At 60.7% G+C, this 16,510-nt stretch carries 11 protein-coding genes and 1 pseudogene; 10 read left to right on the forward strand and 2 right to left on the reverse strand.

Features of this window, described 5'->3' with window-relative positions; translation table 11 throughout:
• Positions 1-55 precede the first annotated feature (55 nt).
• The 10 genes and pseudogenes from nuoG to NTD89_RS10090 all read left to right on the forward strand — a co-directional run bounded on the left by nuoG (position 56) and on the right by NTD89_RS10090 (position 11,847).
• Entirely contained in the window at positions 56-2,770 is a 2,715-nt protein-coding gene (gene nuoG / locus NTD89_RS10045) for an NADH-quinone oxidoreductase subunit NuoG (RefSeq protein WP_262207371.1), read from the forward strand.
• On the forward strand, positions 2,767-3,774 hold the full coding sequence (gene nuoH / locus NTD89_RS10050) for an NADH-quinone oxidoreductase subunit NuoH (protein ID WP_053256843.1): 1,008 nt from the start codon (positions 2,767-2,769) through the stop codon (positions 3,772-3,774). Before nuoG ends, nuoH begins: the two co-directional genes overlap by 4 nt.
• 11 nt (positions 3,775-3,785) lie before the next feature.
• The gene (nuoI, locus tag NTD89_RS10055) at positions 3,786-4,334 is read left to right on the forward strand and encodes an NADH-quinone oxidoreductase subunit NuoI (protein ID WP_003174725.1); all 549 of its coding nucleotides are present in this window, start codon (positions 3,786-3,788) and stop codon (positions 4,332-4,334) included.
• A gap of 9 nt (positions 4,335-4,343) precedes the next feature.
• A complete protein-coding gene (gene nuoJ, locus NTD89_RS10060; protein WP_017137519.1) occupies positions 4,344-4,847 on the forward strand; it encodes an NADH-quinone oxidoreductase subunit J in 504 nt (167 codons plus the stop codon).
• Between the two features lie 2 nt (positions 4,848-4,849).
• Complete coding sequence (gene nuoK / locus NTD89_RS10065) at positions 4,850-5,158, forward strand: NADH-quinone oxidoreductase subunit NuoK (RefSeq protein WP_003219560.1); 309 nt, start codon at positions 4,850-4,852, stop codon at positions 5,156-5,158.
• A complete protein-coding gene (gene nuoL, locus NTD89_RS10070) occupies positions 5,155-7,008 on the forward strand; it encodes an NADH-quinone oxidoreductase subunit L (RefSeq protein WP_145164680.1) in 1,854 nt (617 codons plus the stop codon). The genes nuoK and nuoL overlap by 4 nt, the downstream gene beginning before the upstream one ends.
• A 49-nt stretch (positions 7,009-7,057) precedes the next feature.
• A complete protein-coding gene (nuoM, locus tag NTD89_RS10075; protein WP_106579875.1) occupies positions 7,058-8,590 on the forward strand; it encodes an NADH-quinone oxidoreductase subunit M in 1,533 nt (510 codons plus the stop codon).
• 7 nt (positions 8,591-8,597) lie between these two features.
• Positions 8,598-10,061 carry an NADH-quinone oxidoreductase subunit NuoN gene (gene nuoN / locus NTD89_RS10080; RefSeq protein ID WP_145164678.1) on the forward strand — a complete coding sequence of 488 codons (1,464 nt, stop codon included), beginning with the start codon at positions 8,598-8,600 and terminating at the stop codon, positions 10,059-10,061.
• Between the two features lie 1,131 nt (positions 10,062-11,192).
• Positions 11,193-11,543 (forward strand): annotated as a pseudogene (locus NTD89_RS10085) (toxin).
• On the forward strand, positions 11,533-11,847 hold the full coding sequence (locus NTD89_RS10090; RefSeq protein WP_262207376.1) for a helix-turn-helix domain-containing protein: 315 nt from the start codon (positions 11,533-11,535) through the stop codon (positions 11,845-11,847). Before NTD89_RS10085 ends, NTD89_RS10090 begins: the two are co-directional and overlap by 11 nt.
• 315 nt (positions 11,848-12,162) lie before the next feature.
• On the opposite strand, the gene NTD89_RS10095 is transcribed toward NTD89_RS10090, so the two are convergent.
• The gene (locus tag NTD89_RS10095; protein WP_145166145.1) at positions 12,163-14,796 is read right to left on the reverse strand and encodes an MGH1-like glycoside hydrolase domain-containing protein; all 2,634 of its coding nucleotides are present in this window, start codon (positions 14,794-14,796) and stop codon (positions 12,163-12,165) included.
• 146 nt (positions 14,797-14,942) lie between these two features.
• Positions 14,943-16,352, reverse strand: a complete 1,410-nt coding sequence (locus NTD89_RS10100) for an OprD family outer membrane porin (protein WP_145166144.1) — start codon at positions 16,350-16,352, stop codon at positions 14,943-14,945.
• Between the last annotated feature and the right edge of the window lie 158 nt (positions 16,353-16,510).

Here is a 16,510-nt window from a genome sequence, read left to right on the forward strand (position 1 = left end):
ACAAGATTCCATTAGCCACGCCCGCTGACAACGGGCCAACGAAGAACTTTGAACCATGGCCACTATCCACGTAGACGGCAAAGCGCTCGAAGTCGATGGGGCAGACAACCTGTTACAGGCATGTCTCTCACTAGGCCTCGACATCCCTTATTTCTGCTGGCACCCAGCCCTTGGTAGCGTTGGTGCTTGCCGCCAGTGTGCGGTCAAGCAGTACACCGACGAGAACGACACCCGTGGTCGTATCGTCATGTCCTGCATGACGCCAGCCACCGACAACACCTGGATCTCCATCGAAGATGAAGAATCCAAGGCGTTCCGCGCCAGCGTTGTCGAATGGCTGATGACCAACCACCCCCACGACTGCCCGGTCTGTGAGGAAGGCGGTCACTGCCACCTGCAAGACATGACGGTGATGACCGGCCACAACGAGCGCCGTTATCGCTTCACCAAGCGTACCCACCAGAACCAGGACCTCGGCCCGTTCATTTCCCACGAAATGAACCGCTGCATCGCCTGCTACCGGTGCGTACGCTTCTATAAAGACTACGCCGGCGGCACCGACCTGGGCGTATTCGGCGCTCACGACAACGTGTACTTCGGTCGCGTTGAAGACGGCGTGCTCGAAAGCGAGTTCTCCGGCAACCTCACCGAGGTCTGCCCGACCGGTGTGTTCACCGACAAGACTCACTCCGAGCGCTACAACCGTAAGTGGGACATGCAATTCTCGCCGAGCATCTGCCATGGCTGCTCCAGCGGTTGCAACATTTCCCCGGGCGAGCGTTACGGCGAACTGCGTCGCATCGAAAACCGCTTCAACGGTTCGGTCAACCAGTACTTCCTGTGTGACCGTGGCCGTTTCGGCTATGGCTACGTCAACCGCGAAGACCGCCCGCGCCAGCCACTGCTGGCCGATGGCGCCAAGCTGAGCCTGGACGACGCGCTGGATAAAGCCGCCGAGCTGCTGCGCGGCCGCAACATCGTCGGTATCGGTTCGCCACGCGCCAGCCTCGAAAGCAACTACGCGTTGCGCGAGCTGGTCGGCGCCGAGCACTTCTACTCCGGTATCGAAGCCGCTGAGCTGGAGCGCATTCGCCTGGTCCTGCAAGTGCTGAACGACAGCCCGTTGCCGGTGCCGAACATGCGTGACATCGAAGACCACGACGCGATCTTCGTGCTCGGTGAAGACCTGACCCAGACCGCCGCGCGTATCGCGCTGTCGCTGCGTCAGTCGGTCAAAGGCAAAGCCGAAGACATGGCCGACGCCATGCGCGTTCAGCCTTGGCTCGACGCTGCGGTGAAAAACATCGGCCAGCACGCGCTGAACCCGCTGTTTATCGCCAGCCTGGCTGAAACCAAGCTCGACGACATCGCTGAAGAATGCGTCCACGCCGCACCTGACGACCTGGCCCGCATCGGTTTCGCCGTGGCTCACGCCCTGGACGCCAGCGCGCCTGCCGTTGAAGGCCTGGACACTGAAGCCGGTGAACTGGCCCAGCGCATCGCCGACGCCCTGCTGGCGGCCAAGCGTCCATTGATCATTGCCGGCACCTCGCTGGGTTCCAAAGCACTGATCGAAGCGGCTGCCAACATCGCCAAAGCCTTGAAGCTGCGCGACAAGAACGGTTCCATCAGCCTGGTCGTGCCGGAAGCCAACAGCCTCGGCCTGGCCATGCTCGGCGGCGAATCCCTGGACGCCGCGCTGCAAGCCGTGACTGACGGTCAAGCCGACGCCATCGTGGTACTGGAAAACGACCTGTACACCCGCACGGATTCGGCCAAGGTCGACGCCGCGCTGGATGCTGCCAAAGTGCTGATCGTTGCCGACCACCAGAAGACCGCCACCAGCGAACGTGCCGACCTGGTGCTGCCCGCCGCCACCTTCGCCGAAGGCGACGGTACGCTGGTCAGCCAAGAAGGCCGCGCCCAGCGCTTCTTCCAGGTGTTCGATCCGAAGTACATGGACGCCAGCATCCTGGTTCACGAAGGCTGGCGCTGGCTGCATGCCCTGCGCGCTACCCTGCTGAACCAGCCGATCGACTGGACCCAGCTTGACCACGTCACCGCAGCGGCCGCCGCAAGCGGCCCGCAGCTGGCACGTATCGTTGATGCTGCACCGTCTGCCTCGTTCCGCATCAAGGGCTTGAAACTGGCCCGTGAACCGCTGCGTTACTCCGGTCGTACCGCCATGCGCGCCGACATCAGCGTGCACGAACCGCGTACACCGCAAGACCCTGACACCGCGTTCGCCTTCTCGATGGAGGGTTACTCGGGTTCGGTCGAGCCACGTCAGCAGGTGCCGTTTGCCTGGTCGCCGGGCTGGAACTCGCCACAGGCCTGGAACAAGTTCCAGGACGAAGTCGGTGGTCACATCCGTGCTGGCGACCCGGGCACGCGCCTGATCGAAAGCACCGGTGACTCGCTGAACTGGTTCACTGCCGTACCGCGTCCGTTCAACCCGGCCCAGGGCACCTGGCAGGTTGTGCCGTTCTTCCACCTGTTCGGCAGCGAAGAGACCTCTTCCAAAGCCGCGCCGGTTCAAGAGCGCATCCCGGCCGCTTATGTGTCCGTGGCCAAGTCCGAAGCCGACCGCCTGGGCGTCAACGACGGTGCCCTGCTCAGCCTGAACGTCGGTGGCAAGACTCTGCGTCTGCCGCTGCGCATCAATGACGAGTTGGGCGCGGGCCTGGTTGCACTGCCTAAAGGCCTTGCCGGCATTCCGCCTGCGATCTTTGGCCAAACCGTTGACGGTCTGCAGGAGGCAGCGCAATGACCTGGTTCACCCCTGAAGTGATCGACGTGATCATCTCGGTCGTCAAGGCCATCGTGATCCTGTTGGCCGTGGTCGTTGCGGGCGCCCTGCTCAGCTTCGTCGAACGTCGCCTGCTGGGCTGGTGGCAGGACCGTTACGGTCCTAACCGCGTTGGCCCATTCGGCATGTTCCAGATCGCTGCCGACATGCTCAAAATGTTCTTCAAGGAAGACTGGACCCCGCCGTTTGCCGACAAGGTGATCTTCACCCTGGCACCGGTCGTGGCCATGAGCGCCTTGCTGATTGCCTTCGCCGTTATCCCGATCACCCCGACCTGGGGCGTGGCGGACCTGAACATCGGTTTGCTGTTCTTCTTCGCCATGGCCGGTCTGTCGGTCTACGCGGTGCTGTTCGCCGGTTGGTCGAGTAACAACAAGTTCGCCCTGCTGGGCAGCTTGCGGGCTTCGGCCCAGACCGTGTCTTACGAAGTGTTCATGGGCCTGGCGCTGATGGGCATCGTGGTGCAGGTCGGCTCGTTCAACATGCGCGACATCGTCGAGTACCAGGCGCAGAACCTGTGGTTCATCATTCCGCAGTTCTTTGGCTTCTGTACCTTCTTCATCGCTGGCGTCGCCGTGACTCACCGTCACCCGTTCGACCAGCCGGAAGCGGAACAGGAACTGGCCGACGGTTACCACATTGAATACGCCGGCATGAAATGGGGCATGTTCTTCGTCGGTGAATACATCGGCATCATCTTGATCTCGGCACTGCTGGTCACGCTGTTCTTCGGCGGCTGGCACGGCCCGTTCAACATCCTGCCGCAACTGGCGTTCTTCTGGTTCTTCTTGAAGACGGCGTTCTTCATCATGCTGTTCATCCTGCTGCGCGCTTCTATTCCGCGCCCACGCTATGACCAGGTGATGGATTTCAGCTGGAGATTCTGCCTGCCGCTGACCCTGATCAATTTGCTGGTGACGGCTGCTGTTGTGTTGTTGAACACGCCAGCCGGCGCGGTTCAGTGAGGATTTGACCCATGTTCAAATATATTGGCGACATCGTTAAGGGTACCGGTACCCAGTTGCGAAGCCTGGTGATGGTTTTCGGCCACGGCTTTCGCAAACGCGACACCCTGCAATACCCGGAAGAAGCGGTGTACCTGCCGCCGCGCTATCGCGGCCGTATCGTGCTGACCCGCGACCCCGATGGCGAAGAGCGTTGCGTAGCCTGCAACCTGTGCGCCGTGGCGTGCCCGGTGGGTTGCATCTCCCTGCAGAAAGCTGAAACCGAAGACGGTCGCTGGTACCCGGACTTCTTCCGCATCAACTTCTCGCGCTGCATTTTCTGCGGCCTCTGCGAGGAAGCTTGCCCGACCACCGCGATCCAGCTGACACCGGATTTCGAGATGGCCGAGTTCAAACGTCAGGACCTGGTGTACGAGAAAGAAGATCTGCTGATCTCTGGTCCCGGTAAAAACCCTGATTACAACTTCTATCGTGTTGCAGGTATGGCCGTTGCCGGTAAGCCGAAAGGCGCCGCACAAAACGAAGCCGAGCCGATCAACGTGAAGAGCTTGCTGCCTTAAGGAAGAAAGATGGAATTCGCTTTCTATTTCGCGTCGGGTATTGCAGTGGTGTCCACGCTTCGCGTGATCACCAACACCAACCCCGTGCACGCCCTGCTCTACCTGATCATTTCGCTGATCGCCGTGGCCATGACCTTCTTCAGCCTCGGCGCGCCGTTCGCCGGTGTCCTGGAAGTGATCGCCTACGCCGGCGCCATCATGGTGCTGTTCGTGTTTGTGGTGATGATGCTCAACCTGGGGCCGGCTTCGGTCGCGCAGGAACGCGTCTGGCTCAAGCCCGGCATCTGGCTTGGCCCGGTCATCCTCGCAGCGCTGCTGCTGGGTGAACTGCTGTATGTCTTGTTCGCTCACCAGAGCGGCCAGGCCATCGGCCACACCACCGTAGACGCCAAAGCCGTGGGCGTCAGCCTGTTCGGCCCGTACCTGCTGGTGGTCGAACTGGCTTCGATGCTGCTGCTCGCTGCAGCCATCACCGCCTTCCACTTGGGCCGCAACGAAGCCAAGGAGCAATGACGATGCCTGCTATCCCTTTGGAGCATGGTCTGGCGGTCGCCGGCATCCTGTTCTGCCTTGGCCTGGTCGGCCTGATGGTTCGCCGTAACATTTTGTTCGTGTTGATGAGCCTGGAAATCATGATGAACGCTGCGGCACTGGCCTTCATCGTCGCGGGTAGCCGTTGGGGCCAGCCGGATGGACAAGTCATGTTCATTCTGGTGATCAGCCTGGCAGCCGCCGAGGCCAGTATTGGCCTGGCGATCCTGCTGCAACTGTATCGTCGCTTCCACACGCTTGATATCGACGCTGCCAGTGAGATGCGCGGATGAACATGATCTTTCTGACTTTCGTATTTCCCCTGATCGGTTTCCTGCTGCTGTCGTTCTCCCGTGGACGCTGGTCGGAAAACCTGTCTGCCCTGATCGGTGTGGGTTCCATTGGCCTGTCGGCAATTGTCGCCGCCTACGTCATCTGGCAATTCAACGTGGCACCGCCCGAAGGCGGCCACTACACCCTGGTACTGTGGCAGTGGATGTCGGTTGAGGGCTTCAAGCCCAACTTCGCGATCTACATCGACGGCCTGTCGATCACCATGCTCGGCGTGGTGGTGGGTGTGGGCTTCCTGATCCACCTGTTCGCGTCCTGGTACATGCGCGGCGAAGCGGGCTACTCGCGCTTCTTCTCGTACACCAACCTGTTTATCGCCAGCATGCTGTTCCTGGTGCTGGGCGATAACCTGTTGTTCCTGTACTTCGGTTGGGAAGGCGTGGGCCTGTGCTCGTACCTGTTGATCGGTTTCTACTACAGCAACCGCAACAACGGTAACGCGGCACTCAAGGCGTTCATCGTTACCCGTATTGGCGACGTGTTCATGGCCATCGGCCTGTTCATCCTGTTCCAACAAGTGGGCACGCTGAACATCCAGGAACTGCTGGTGCTGGCGCCGCAGAAATTCCAGGTCGGTGATTTCTGGATCACCCTGGCGACCCTGATGCTGCTGGGCGGCGCGGTCGGTAAATCTGCGCAGCTGCCACTGCAAACCTGGCTGGCGGATGCGATGGCCGGTCCGACTCCGGTGTCTGCACTGATCCACGCGGCAACCATGGTAACCGCCGGCGTCTACCTGATTGCCCGTACCCACGGCCTGTTCACCCTGGCGCCGGAAATCCTGCACCTGGTGGGCCTGGTGGGCGGCGTGACGCTGGTACTGGCCGGCTTCGCCGCGCTGGTGCAGACCGACATCAAGCGTATCCTCGCCTACTCGACCATGAGCCAGATCGGCTACATGTTCCTGGCCCTGGGCGTTGGTGCCTGGGACGCGGCGATCTTCCACCTGATGACCCACGCCTTCTTCAAGGCGCTGCTGTTCCTTGCCTCCGGTGCGGTGATCGTTGCCTGCCACCACGAGCAGAACATCTTCAAGATGGGCGGCCTGTGGAAGAAACTGCCGTTGGCCTACGCCAGCTTCATCGTCGGCGGTGCCGCTCTGGCTGCGCTGCCGTTGGTGACCGCAGGTTTCTACTCCAAAGACGAAATCCTCTGGGAAGCTTTTGCCAGCGGTAACCAGAACCTGCTGTACGCAGGCCTGGTCGGTGCCTTCATGACCTCGCTGTACACCTTCCGCCTGATCTTCATCACCTTCCACGGTGAAGCCAAGACCGAAGCACACGCAGGCCACGGCATCTCCCACTGGTTGCCACTGTCGGTGCTGATCATCCTGTCGACCTTCATCGGCGCCATGATCACCCCGCCACTGGCCGGCGTACTGCCGCAAAGCGCTGGCCATGCCGGCGGCGCAGCCAAGCACAGCCTGGAAATCGCCTCGGGCGCCATCGCCATCGCCGGTATCCTGCTGGCGGCGCTGCTGTTCCTGGGCAAGCGTCGTTTCGTGACAGCGGTTGCCAACAGCGGCATTGGCCGTTTTCTGTCGGCCTGGTGGTTCGCCGCCTGGGGCTTCGATTGGATCTACGACAAGCTGTTCGTCAAGCCATACCTTGCTATCAGCCACATTCTGCGCAAAGACCCGCTCGACCAGACCATCGGTTTGATCCCGCGTGCCGCCAAGGCCGGTCACACCGCCCTGAGCCGCAGCGAGACTGGCCAACTGCGTTGGTATGCAGCTTCCATGGCCGTCGGTGCCGTGCTGGTGATCGGCGCCATCGTTGTGGTAGCGGTCTGACTATGAACATTGCGTACTTTGCGAACTTGCGAAAGGAAACGAGCCCGTCATGATTCTGCCCTGGCTAATCCTGATCCCCTTTATCGGCGGCCTGCTCTGCTGGATGGGTGAACGCTTCGGCGCCACCCTCCCCCGCTGGATTGCGTTGCTGACCATGTCCCTGGAACTCGCACTCGGCCTCTGGCTGTGGGCGCATGGCGACTATTCATTTGCTCCGGCACCGGGTGTCGATCCCACCTTCGCGCTTGAATTCAAGCACGTGTGGATCCAGCGCTTCGGCATCAACGTGCACCTGGCCCTCGACGGCCTGTCGCTGTTGATGATCCTGCTGACCGGCCTGCTGGGTATCCTCTCGGTACTCTGCTCCTGGAAAGAAATTCAGCGTCACGTGGGCTTCTTCCACCTGAACCTGATGTGGATTCTGGGCGGCGTTGTCGGCGTGTTCCTGGCGCTGGACCTGTTCATGTTCTTCTTCTTCTGGGAAATGATGCTGGTGCCGATGTACTTCCTCATCGCGCTCTGGGGTCACAGTTCTTCGGACGGCAAGAAAACCCGGATCTACGCGGCGACCAAGTTCTTCATCTTCACTCAGGCTTCCGGCCTGATCATGTTGGTGGCGATCCTGGGTCTGGTACTGGTCAACTTCAACAACACCGGCGTGATTACCTTCAACTACGCCGACCTGTTGAAAACCAAGATGTCGCTGACCACCGAGTACATCCTGATGCTGGGCTTCTTCATCGCGTTCGCGGTGAAGCTGCCGGTGGTGCCGTTCCACTCCTGGCTGCCTGACGCTCACGCCCAGGCGCCGACCGCAGGTTCTGTGGACCTGGCCGGTATCCTGCTGAAAACCGCTGCGTACGGCCTGTTGCGTTTCGCCCTGCCGCTGTTCCCGAATGCTTCGGCCGAGTTTGCGCCGATCGCCATGACCCTGGGTCTGATCGGGATCTTCTACGGCGCGTTCCTGGCCTTCGCACAAACCGACATCAAGCGTCTGATTGCCTTCTCGTCCGTTTCCCACATGGGTTTCGTACTGATCGGCATCTACTCCGGCAGCCAACTGGCGCTGCAAGGCGCAGTGATCCAGATGTTGGCCCACGGTGTTTCGGCCGCTGCCCTCTTTATCCTGAGTGGTCAGCTGTACGAGCGCCTGCACACCCGTGACATGCGTGAAATGGGTGGCGTGTGGTCGCGCATCGCGTACCTGCCGGCGATCAGCCTGTTCTTTGCCGCCGCGTCCCTGGGCCTGCCGGGCACCGGTAACTTCATCGGCGAGTTCCTGATCCTGATGGGTTCGTTCGTGCACACGCCGTGGATCAGCGCCATCGCTACCTCCGGCCTGGTATTCGGTTCGGTCTACTCGCTGATCATGATCCACCGTGCGTACTTCGGTCCGGCCAAGTCCGACACCGTCCTGCACGGCATGGATGCTCGCGAACTGATCATGGTGCTCGGCCTTGCGGTGCTGCTGATCTACATCGGCGTGTACCCGCAACCGTTCCTGGACACTTCTGCCGCGACGATGCATGGCGTGCAGCAGTGGTTCGGCACCGCCTTCACTCAACTCGCTTCGGCACGGTAAGAGCGCTATGGAATTCACGATCCAACACTTTATCGCGCTTGCGCCGCTGCTGATCACCAGCCTCACCATTGTGGTGGTGATGCTGGCGATCGCCTGGCGCCGCAATCACTCGCAAACGTTCCTGCTGTCCTGTGCCGGTTTGAACCTGGCCCTGCTGTCGATTATCCCGGCACTCAAGGTTGCGCCACTGGCGGTCACCCCGCTGATGATGATCGATGACTTCGCGCTGCTGTATATCGCGTTGATCCTCGTCGCCACCCTGGCGTGCGTGACCCTCGCCCACGCCTACCTCGGCGAAGGCGGCACGGGCTACCCGGGCAACAAGGAAGAGCTGTACCTGCTGATCCTGCTGGCTGCGGCCGGCGGTATCGTGCTGGTCAGCGCGCAGCACCTGGCCGGTTTGTTCATCGGCCTGGAGCTGCTGTCGATCCCGACTTACGGTCTGGTGGCCTACGCCTTCTTCAACAAGCGCTCCCTGGAAGCCGGCATCAAGTACATGGTGCTGTCGGCCGCCGGTTCCGCGTTCCTGTTGTTCGGTATGGCCCTGCTCTACGCAGAAGCCGGCAGCCTGAGCTTCACCGGTATCGGTCACGCCCTGGCCGCCAGCAACAGCCCGGCGCCGATCGCCCAACTGGGCCTGGCGATGATGCTGATCGGCCTGGCGTTCAAGCTGTCCTTGGTGCCTTTCCACCTGTGGACCCCGGACGTGTACGAAGGCGCCCCGGCGCCGGTGGCGGCGTTCCTGGCCACGGCCTCCAAGGTTGCGGTGTTTGCGGTGATGGTGCGTCTGTTCCAGATCTCGCCTGCTGCCAACACCGGCGTGCTGAGCAACGTGCTGACCGTGATCGCCATTGCGTCGATCCTGTTCGGTAACCTGCTGGCCCTGACCCAGAACAACCTCAAGCGTCTGCTCGGTTATTCGTCCATCGCCCACTTCGGCTACCTGCTGATCGCCCTGGTGGCGAGCAAAGGCCTGGCCGTGGAAGCCATCGGCGTGTACCTGGTCACCTACGTCATCACCAGCCTCGGCGCGTTCGGTGTGATCACACTGATGTCCTCGCCGTACAAAGGCCGTGATGCCGATGCCCTGTACGAATACCGCGGCCTGTTCTGGCGCCGTCCGTACCTGACTGCCGTGCTCACCGTGATGATGCTGTCGCTGGCCGGTATCCCGCTGACCGCAGGCTTTATCGGTAAGTTCTACATCGTCGCGACCGGTGTCCAAGCCCACGAATGGTGGTTGGTGGCGTCCCTCGTGCTGGGTAGCGCCATCGGCGTGTTCTACTACCTGCGCGTGATGGTCACCCTGTACCTGATCGAGCCAAACCTGCGCCGTGTGGACGCCGAGCTGCACTGGGAACAGAAAGCCGGTGGCGTGATGCTGCTGGCCATCGCCCTGCTCGCGTTCTTTCTGGGTGTGTACCCACAACCATTGCTCACCCTGGTGCAGCACGCGGTACTGGGCGTTTGATCGCTTAGGACTATGCAGTAAACAGAACGGCGCCTTCGGGCGCCGTTTTTGCGTTCTGGGGGAATGTATTGGGCAAGGTGTCTCTTGGTACCTATCCGTTATTTGGGTTAGGGCCGGTCGCGGCTAAACCGGCGTCCTGCCGGTTTACCCGCTCCGTACTACCTGCGTTCGGCCAGCGTGGTTTAACGGGGCGCCTAAGATCAAAGTCAAAAGCAGATCAAGATCAAAAGCAGAGCACGGCGGCCTGACAGCCGACCTGATCCTTGAAGCTGAACCCAATTCCAATGTGGGAGCTGGCTTGCCTGCGATGGCATCTACTGGTTATGCCTGATACACCGAGTTGTCTGCATCGCAGGCAAGCCAGCTCCCACAGAAAAGCAAAGCAGTGCGGTGCTGGCAGATGTACTCGGTTGGAGTGGTTAGATCAAAAGCAAGGCCGAGACGGCCTGGCAGCCGACCTGATCCTGGAGGCCGAACTCAATCAAATGTGGGAGCTGGCTTGCCTGCGATGGCATCTACTGGTTATACCTGATACACCGAGTTGTCTGCATCGCAGGCAAGCCAGCTCCCACAGAAAAGCAAAGCAGTACGGTGCTGGCAGATGTACTTGGTTGGAGTGGTTAGATCAAAAGCAAGGCCGAGACGGCCTGGCAGCCGACCTGATCCTGGAGGCCGAACTCAATCAAATGTGGGAGCTGGCTTGCCTGCGATGGCATCTACTGGTAATGCCTGATACACCGAGTTGTCTGCATCGCAGGCAAGCCAGCTCCCACAGAAAAGCAAAGCAGTGCGGTGCTGGCAGATGCACTTGGTTGAATTGTGGGAGCGGGCTTGCTCGCGAAGGCGTTGTGTCAGTGACACATGAGCTGGCTGAGCCACCGCTTTCGCGAGCAAGCCCGCTCCCACATTTGGATTTCAGTACATCAGGTAGAGGTGCTTTTGCCCTGCTCGCTTGCAGTGCTTTTATCCTCTTCCAATCACGGAAAATTCCGCTTTCGTTTGCCGCCGCGTCCGGCATCTCACCGCTAAGGGCCGCCGTATGGTGGTTGCGTTTTAGGAAAGTTCCCACAGCCAGGTCACTCGACCGAGTGCGCGCGGGCCAACAAACTATACGCAGACTACGTACAGAACATGGATGCTCTATTTACCGAACTGCCGGCCTTCGAGCGGCATCGCAAGGACTATCTGAGTGACGAGCTTTTCCAAGGTTTTCAACAGGCGTTGATGAAAAACCCGGAAGCCGGAGACGTGATCGAAGGAACCGGTGGGCTACGCAAGGTTCGCTTCGTGGATGAGCGACGTCACAAAGGCAAACGCGGTGGCCTGCAGGTCATTTACTAAGGGTGGTCGGGCGGCACGCAATTCTGGCTGTCCACCCTGTACGGCAAGCACGAACAGGACGATCTGGCACCTCACCACAAAAAAGCCCTAAAACACATGCTGGACAGGGAAATCAAAGCGAGAACACACCATGAAACGTGAAATCTTTTCCGAACTGGTCGAGGGCTTCGACGCGCTGGCTGAAGAACGCCAAGGCAAAGTCACCCTGCGCACCCACAAGGTCCACCTCGCCAACCTGGCCCCGCTGACGGCCGAAGAAGTGGTTGCCATACGCCAACAGCTCAACCTCTCCCGCTCGGTGTTCGCCATGTACCTGCGCACCAACCTGCGCACCCTGGAGAGCTGGGAGCAAGGCCGAGCCAGGCCGAATGCCCAGGCCGCTACCTTGATTCGCCTGGTTGCACGGTTTCCGGAAACAGTGGCGCACCTCGCTGCGCTAGGCTGACAAATCAAGCTCCGACAGGTTCGGGGCGGTTGGCTAGTATCTAGCGGCCGCCAAGCATCTCGGCAACGGTCTCGCTGCCCGGCAACCCCTCAACCCACCCACACCGATGGCGCCACGCGCGGTGAACCCTCAGTCCAGAACAGCGAGTGGCTCGCGAGGGCCAACGAATCAATCCACCCACGCAGTTGCGACATGCTGTAGGCCAAGCTGACGATTCCGTTTGCCCTGTGAGGCGTCGGGGTCGTTGGGTAAACCCGCTTGTTGAGCAGAGGCCACCTAAGCTCAAGATCACCCGCCCAGCCGAGGCGGCCTGCCCTAACGAGGCTGCAACAGCAGCGCCACCAACGCACTCCAGCCCGTCTGGTGCGAGGCGCCCAGGCCGCGCCCGGTTTCCCCGTGAAAATACTCATGAAACAGCACCAGATCACGACTGGCCGGGTCCGCTTCCAGCTGCGCATACCCCGCCATCGATGGACGCAGCCCGTCCTCATCCCTCAGGAACAATCGCGTCAGACGCTGACTGAGGCCGTCTGCGACTTCTTCGAGGGACGCCAGATAACCACTCCCCGTCGGGTACTCCACCGAGAAGTTGTCCGCGTAGTACCGATGAAACTCGCGCAACGATTCGATCAGCATGTAGTTCACCGGCATCCACAAGGGCCCGCGCCAATTCGAATTGCCGCCGTACAACCGTGAGTCCGACTCGCCCGGCTGGTAACGCGCGCACAAGGTGTCGCCGTTCATCTTCAGCGCCAGTGGCTCCTGGGCAAACGCCTTGGACAAGGACCGCACACCAAAGCCTGACAGAAACTCCTGGTCATCCAGCATGCGGCGCAACAAATCCTTGGTCCGTTCGCCACGCAACAGCGCCAGCAACAGGCGATTGCCCTGCCCCGGCTCGTTCCAGCGCGACACCAACTTGGCCAAGTCCGGTCGGTGATGCATGAACCCCAGCAGCCGCTCACGCAAGCCTTCCAGGCCTTCATGTTCGCGCTGCTCCAGCACCAGCACGGCAAACAAGGGCATCAGGCCGACGATGGAACGCAAGCGCACTGGCTCGTTCTGGCCGTCGGGGCGGTGCAGCACATCGTAGAAGAACAGATCCTGCTCATCCCACAGCCCTTCGGCGCTGTCGTCGACGCGGTTGATGGCGCCGGCGATGTACAGGAAGTGCTCGAAAAACTTCACCGCAATATCGACGTACACGACATTGCGCTTTGCCAGCTCCAGCCCGATCCGCATCAGGTCCAGCGCGTAGGCCGCGACCCACGCCGTGCCGTCGGCCTGATCCAGCTGGTAACCCGGCGGCAAGGTCGCCGAGCGGTCGAACAAGGCAATGTTGTCCAGGCCCAGGAACCCGCCCTGGAACAGATTGCGGCCCTCGGCATCCTTGCGGTTGACCCACCAGGAAAAATTCAGCAGCAGCTTGTGGAAAATCCGCTCAAGAAAATCCATGTCGCCGACACCCGTCAACGCCTTGTCCTGCTGATACACCCGCCAACTGGCCCAGGCATGCACCGGCGGGTTGGCATCGTCAAAACGCCATTCATACGCCGGCAGTTGGCCGTTGGGGTGCATGAAGCGGTCCTTCACCAACAGCAGCAACTGCTGCTTGGCATACCCAGGATCAATCAGCGCAATCGCCACCGCCTGGAAGCCCTGGTCCCAGGAGGCGTACCACGGGTATTCCCAGGTGTCGGGCATGGAGAGGATGTCGAAGTTGGACAGGTGCCGCCAATGGGTATTGCGGATGTGCAGGCGCTCCGGCGGTGGCGCCGGTTGGGCAGGGTCGCCGTCGAGCCATTGGTTCACGTCGAAATAGTAGAGCTGTTTGGACCACAGCAAACCTGCCAGGGCCTGGCGCTGCACATTGCGCGCGTCCGCATCGGAGATGCCGTGTTGCAAGGCCGCGTAGAACTGATCGGCCTCCTCGCGGCGCTGTTCGAACAGCTTGCGCGCGTTGATCTGCGGCGCATCGGTGGGCGCAAACCGCAGGTACAGGATTTTGCTTTCCAGGCCCGCCAGTTCGAGGATGAAACGTGCGGCGACCTTGGTGCCCGCATCGCGGCGAATCGCCGACTGCACGCCAGCCACCACGTAATCGTTGATGCCATCCTTGAACGGCCCGGGTGCCGGCTGCCCGTCCAGGCGCTGATAGTTGCTCTCGTTTTCGCAGAACAGCCACTCCACGCCGTCCTGGCCCCAGGCGCTGAGGTGGCGATCGGAAAGCTCGTGATGACGGGCCAGCACCTGTTCGCCGTCCAGGCGCAACTGCGGCTTGGGCGCATCCAGGGTCCAGCTCCAGTCATTGCGCGCCCACACCTGGGGCAGCACCTGCAGGCGCGTCGGCTGGTCCGAGCGGTTATGCACGGTGACGCGCATGAAAATATCGTCGGGCTGATGCTTGGCGTATTCAACGCTGACATCGCAGTAGCGGTTGTCTTCGAACACGCCCGTGTCGAGGATTTCGTACTCGGCATCCGCAAGCCCACGGCGCGCGTTCTCGGTGGTCAGGTCGGCGTAGGGAAAGGCCGCATGCGGGTATTTGTAGAGCATGCGCATGTAGGCATGGCTGGGTACACCGTCGACGAAAAAGTACAGTTCCTTGACGTCTTCACCGTGGTTGCCCTCGGCGTTATTCAAGCCGAACAACCGCTCCTTGAGGATTGCGTCGCGCTCGTTCCACAGCGCCAGGCCCAGGCACCAGCGTTGCGCCTTGTCGCTGAAACCGGCCAGGCCATCTTCGCCCCAGCGATAGGCGCGGCTGCGCGCGTGGTCATGCGGGAAGTAGGCCCAGGCATCGCCATCTGCGCTGTAGTCTTCGCGCACCGTGCCCCATTGGCGTTCACTCAAGTACGGGCCCCACTCGCGCCAACGCTCGGCCTCTGGCGTCGCCAGGCGCTGGCCTTCAATCGTTTCAAGGATGTTGGTTACGGGTGCGGCCGTCATTGGGTCCTCCATCACTGACACAGTGACGGGCAGTGTAGAACCCATCCACGCTCGGATGCACATGAAGTCTCGTCCACCCAGGCAAAAAAAGAGGCCGCTGATCAGGCGGCCTCGGTTTTTTCAACGCGGTAAAAGTGCGAGCGTGCTTAGAAGATCGCGTAGGTGTAGTTGAAGATCAGGCGGGTTTGATCCTGATCCGCAGTGCCGGTGTTGTGACCGTGATAAGTACCGGTCCGGAAGGTGGTGCCGAAGCCTTTGAGCGGGCCTGCCTGCACGACGTAATCCAGGCGGAAGTCGGTTTCGTTTTCTTTCTGGTCAGGGCCGCCAGCGACTTTGGACTTGATGTCCGTACCGTCCAGGTAAGCCACGGAAGCTTTCAGGCCGGGTACGTAGGCCTTGAAGTCATACGAGTACTGACCGAAGTTGACTTGCTCGCCCGCACGGGAGAACTGGCCAACCACGGCGTCGGTGAACAGGTAGAAGTCGCTGCCGCCCGCGCCTTGTTGCTGTGGGTCGGCGAGGCTGCCCTGGTTGACCCAGACGAAGCCGCCGTCGTCGCTCACGCCGATGTGGCCAAGCATCAGGCTGCTGCCGCCCAGTTGGTAAGTGAACGCGGCGCTGTAGGTTTTGTTGTCCACTTCACCGGCGTGCTTGGCGTAGCCACCGTTGTTGTTGAACGCATAGCCGCTTTCGCCATTCTTGCCATCGCTGGTGCTGTCGAAGTAGCGCAGGTCAGTCTTGAACGATTGGTCATTGCCCAGCGGCAATACATGGACCAGGCCGAAATAGTTCTGTTTGTAGAAGTCTTGCAGGTTGGCGTAGTAGTACTGCAGCGTCAGGTTTTTCGCGATGGCGTTGTCGGACGAACCGAACGGTTTGTAGTCCACACCACCGAACTTGAAGCTGTCGCTGTCACGCGTACCGCCGGCCACACTCAGGCCCGTGGAGTTGCTGGACGCACGGCCTTCGGCCTTGTTCAGCTCACCGCCAGTGAAGGTTACGTTCGGAATGTCGCTGGAGGTGAGGATGCCGCCGTCAAAGGTCTGTGGCGCAACACGGCTGTCGTTGGAGACCAGAATAGGCAGCACCGGCGCCAAACCACCGCCGACGTGCAACTCGGTCTGGGAAATACGGAATTTCACGTTACCGGCGGCGCGACCGAAACTGTCGGCAGGTTCTGTGCCGTTGTTCTTGGTCGGGAAGAAGCTGTTGCCGTTCCCCGCCAGGCCTGGGCCTGCGGCGTGGCCGTCGCCACCATCAAGACGCAAGGCGCCGAACGCCATGACGTCGAAACCGACACCAAGGGTGCCTTGGGTGTAGCCGGATTTGTAGTCGAAGCGCAGCAGTGTCGCAGCTTCGCGCAGATCGTTGTTAGTCCCCGAACGGTTGTCTGCGCTGTAGTACATGGTCCGCGAACTGATGGCGGCGTGGCTGTCTTCAAGAAAGCCACTGTGACCTGTGCCAGTGCCCAGAGAACCGAGCCCGAAGTCATCCGCGCAGGCGTGTTGCGCGAGCAATGCAGCGGTGATGGATAACGCCAGTGTAGAAATTTTCATGCGTGACGGCCCCTAAACATTTTTTTATGTGCGTTGTGTGCAAAACGGCGTTTTCATCCCTACAAACGTGACGATTGTTTCATGAGCACCGCAGCGCTCCTCGTGAAGAATTTGTTAGAAAAGTGCCTGTGAAAATGAAATTTCGCCGCCAGGTTTTT

The organism is Pseudomonas sp. 14P_5.3_Bac1 (assembly GCF_025466135.1).
In the GTDB taxonomy this organism is placed as follows: domain Bacteria; phylum Pseudomonadota; class Gammaproteobacteria; order Pseudomonadales; family Pseudomonadaceae; genus Aquipseudomonas.

What these genes read in the sequence shown, in the direction of transcription:
- nuoM (WP_106579875.1), top strand. Translation starts at nt 7,058, where the DNA reads ATGATTCTGCCCTGGCTAATCCTGATCCCCTTTATCGGCGGCCTGCTC.
- nuoH (WP_053256843.1), top strand. Translation starts at nt 2,767, where the DNA reads ATGACCTGGTTCACCCCTGAAGTGATCGACGTGATCATCTCGGTCGTC.
- nuoJ (WP_017137519.1), top strand. Translation starts at nt 4,344, where the DNA reads ATGGAATTCGCTTTCTATTTCGCGTCGGGTATTGCAGTGGTGTCCACG.
- nuoK (WP_003219560.1), top strand. Translation starts at nt 4,850, where the DNA reads ATGCCTGCTATCCCTTTGGAGCATGGTCTGGCGGTCGCCGGCATCCTG.
- nuoG (WP_262207371.1), top strand. Translation starts at nt 56, where the DNA reads ATGGCCACTATCCACGTAGACGGCAAAGCGCTCGAAGTCGATGGGGCA.
- nuoL (WP_145164680.1), top strand. Translation starts at nt 5,155, where the DNA reads ATGAACATGATCTTTCTGACTTTCGTATTTCCCCTGATCGGTTTCCTG.
- NTD89_RS10090 (WP_262207376.1), top strand. Translation starts at nt 11,533, where the DNA reads ATGAAACGTGAAATCTTTTCCGAACTGGTCGAGGGCTTCGACGCGCTG.
- nuoN (WP_145164678.1), top strand. Translation starts at nt 8,598, where the DNA reads ATGGAATTCACGATCCAACACTTTATCGCGCTTGCGCCGCTGCTGATC.
- nuoI (WP_003174725.1), top strand. Translation starts at nt 3,786, where the DNA reads ATGTTCAAATATATTGGCGACATCGTTAAGGGTACCGGTACCCAGTTG.
- NTD89_RS10095 (WP_145166145.1), bottom strand. Translation starts at nt 14,796, where the DNA reads ATGACGGCCGCACCCGTAACCAACATCCTTGAAACGATTGAAGGCCAG.
- NTD89_RS10100 (WP_145166144.1), bottom strand. Translation starts at nt 16,352, where the DNA reads ATGAAAATTTCTACACTGGCGTTATCCATCACCGCTGCATTGCTCGCG.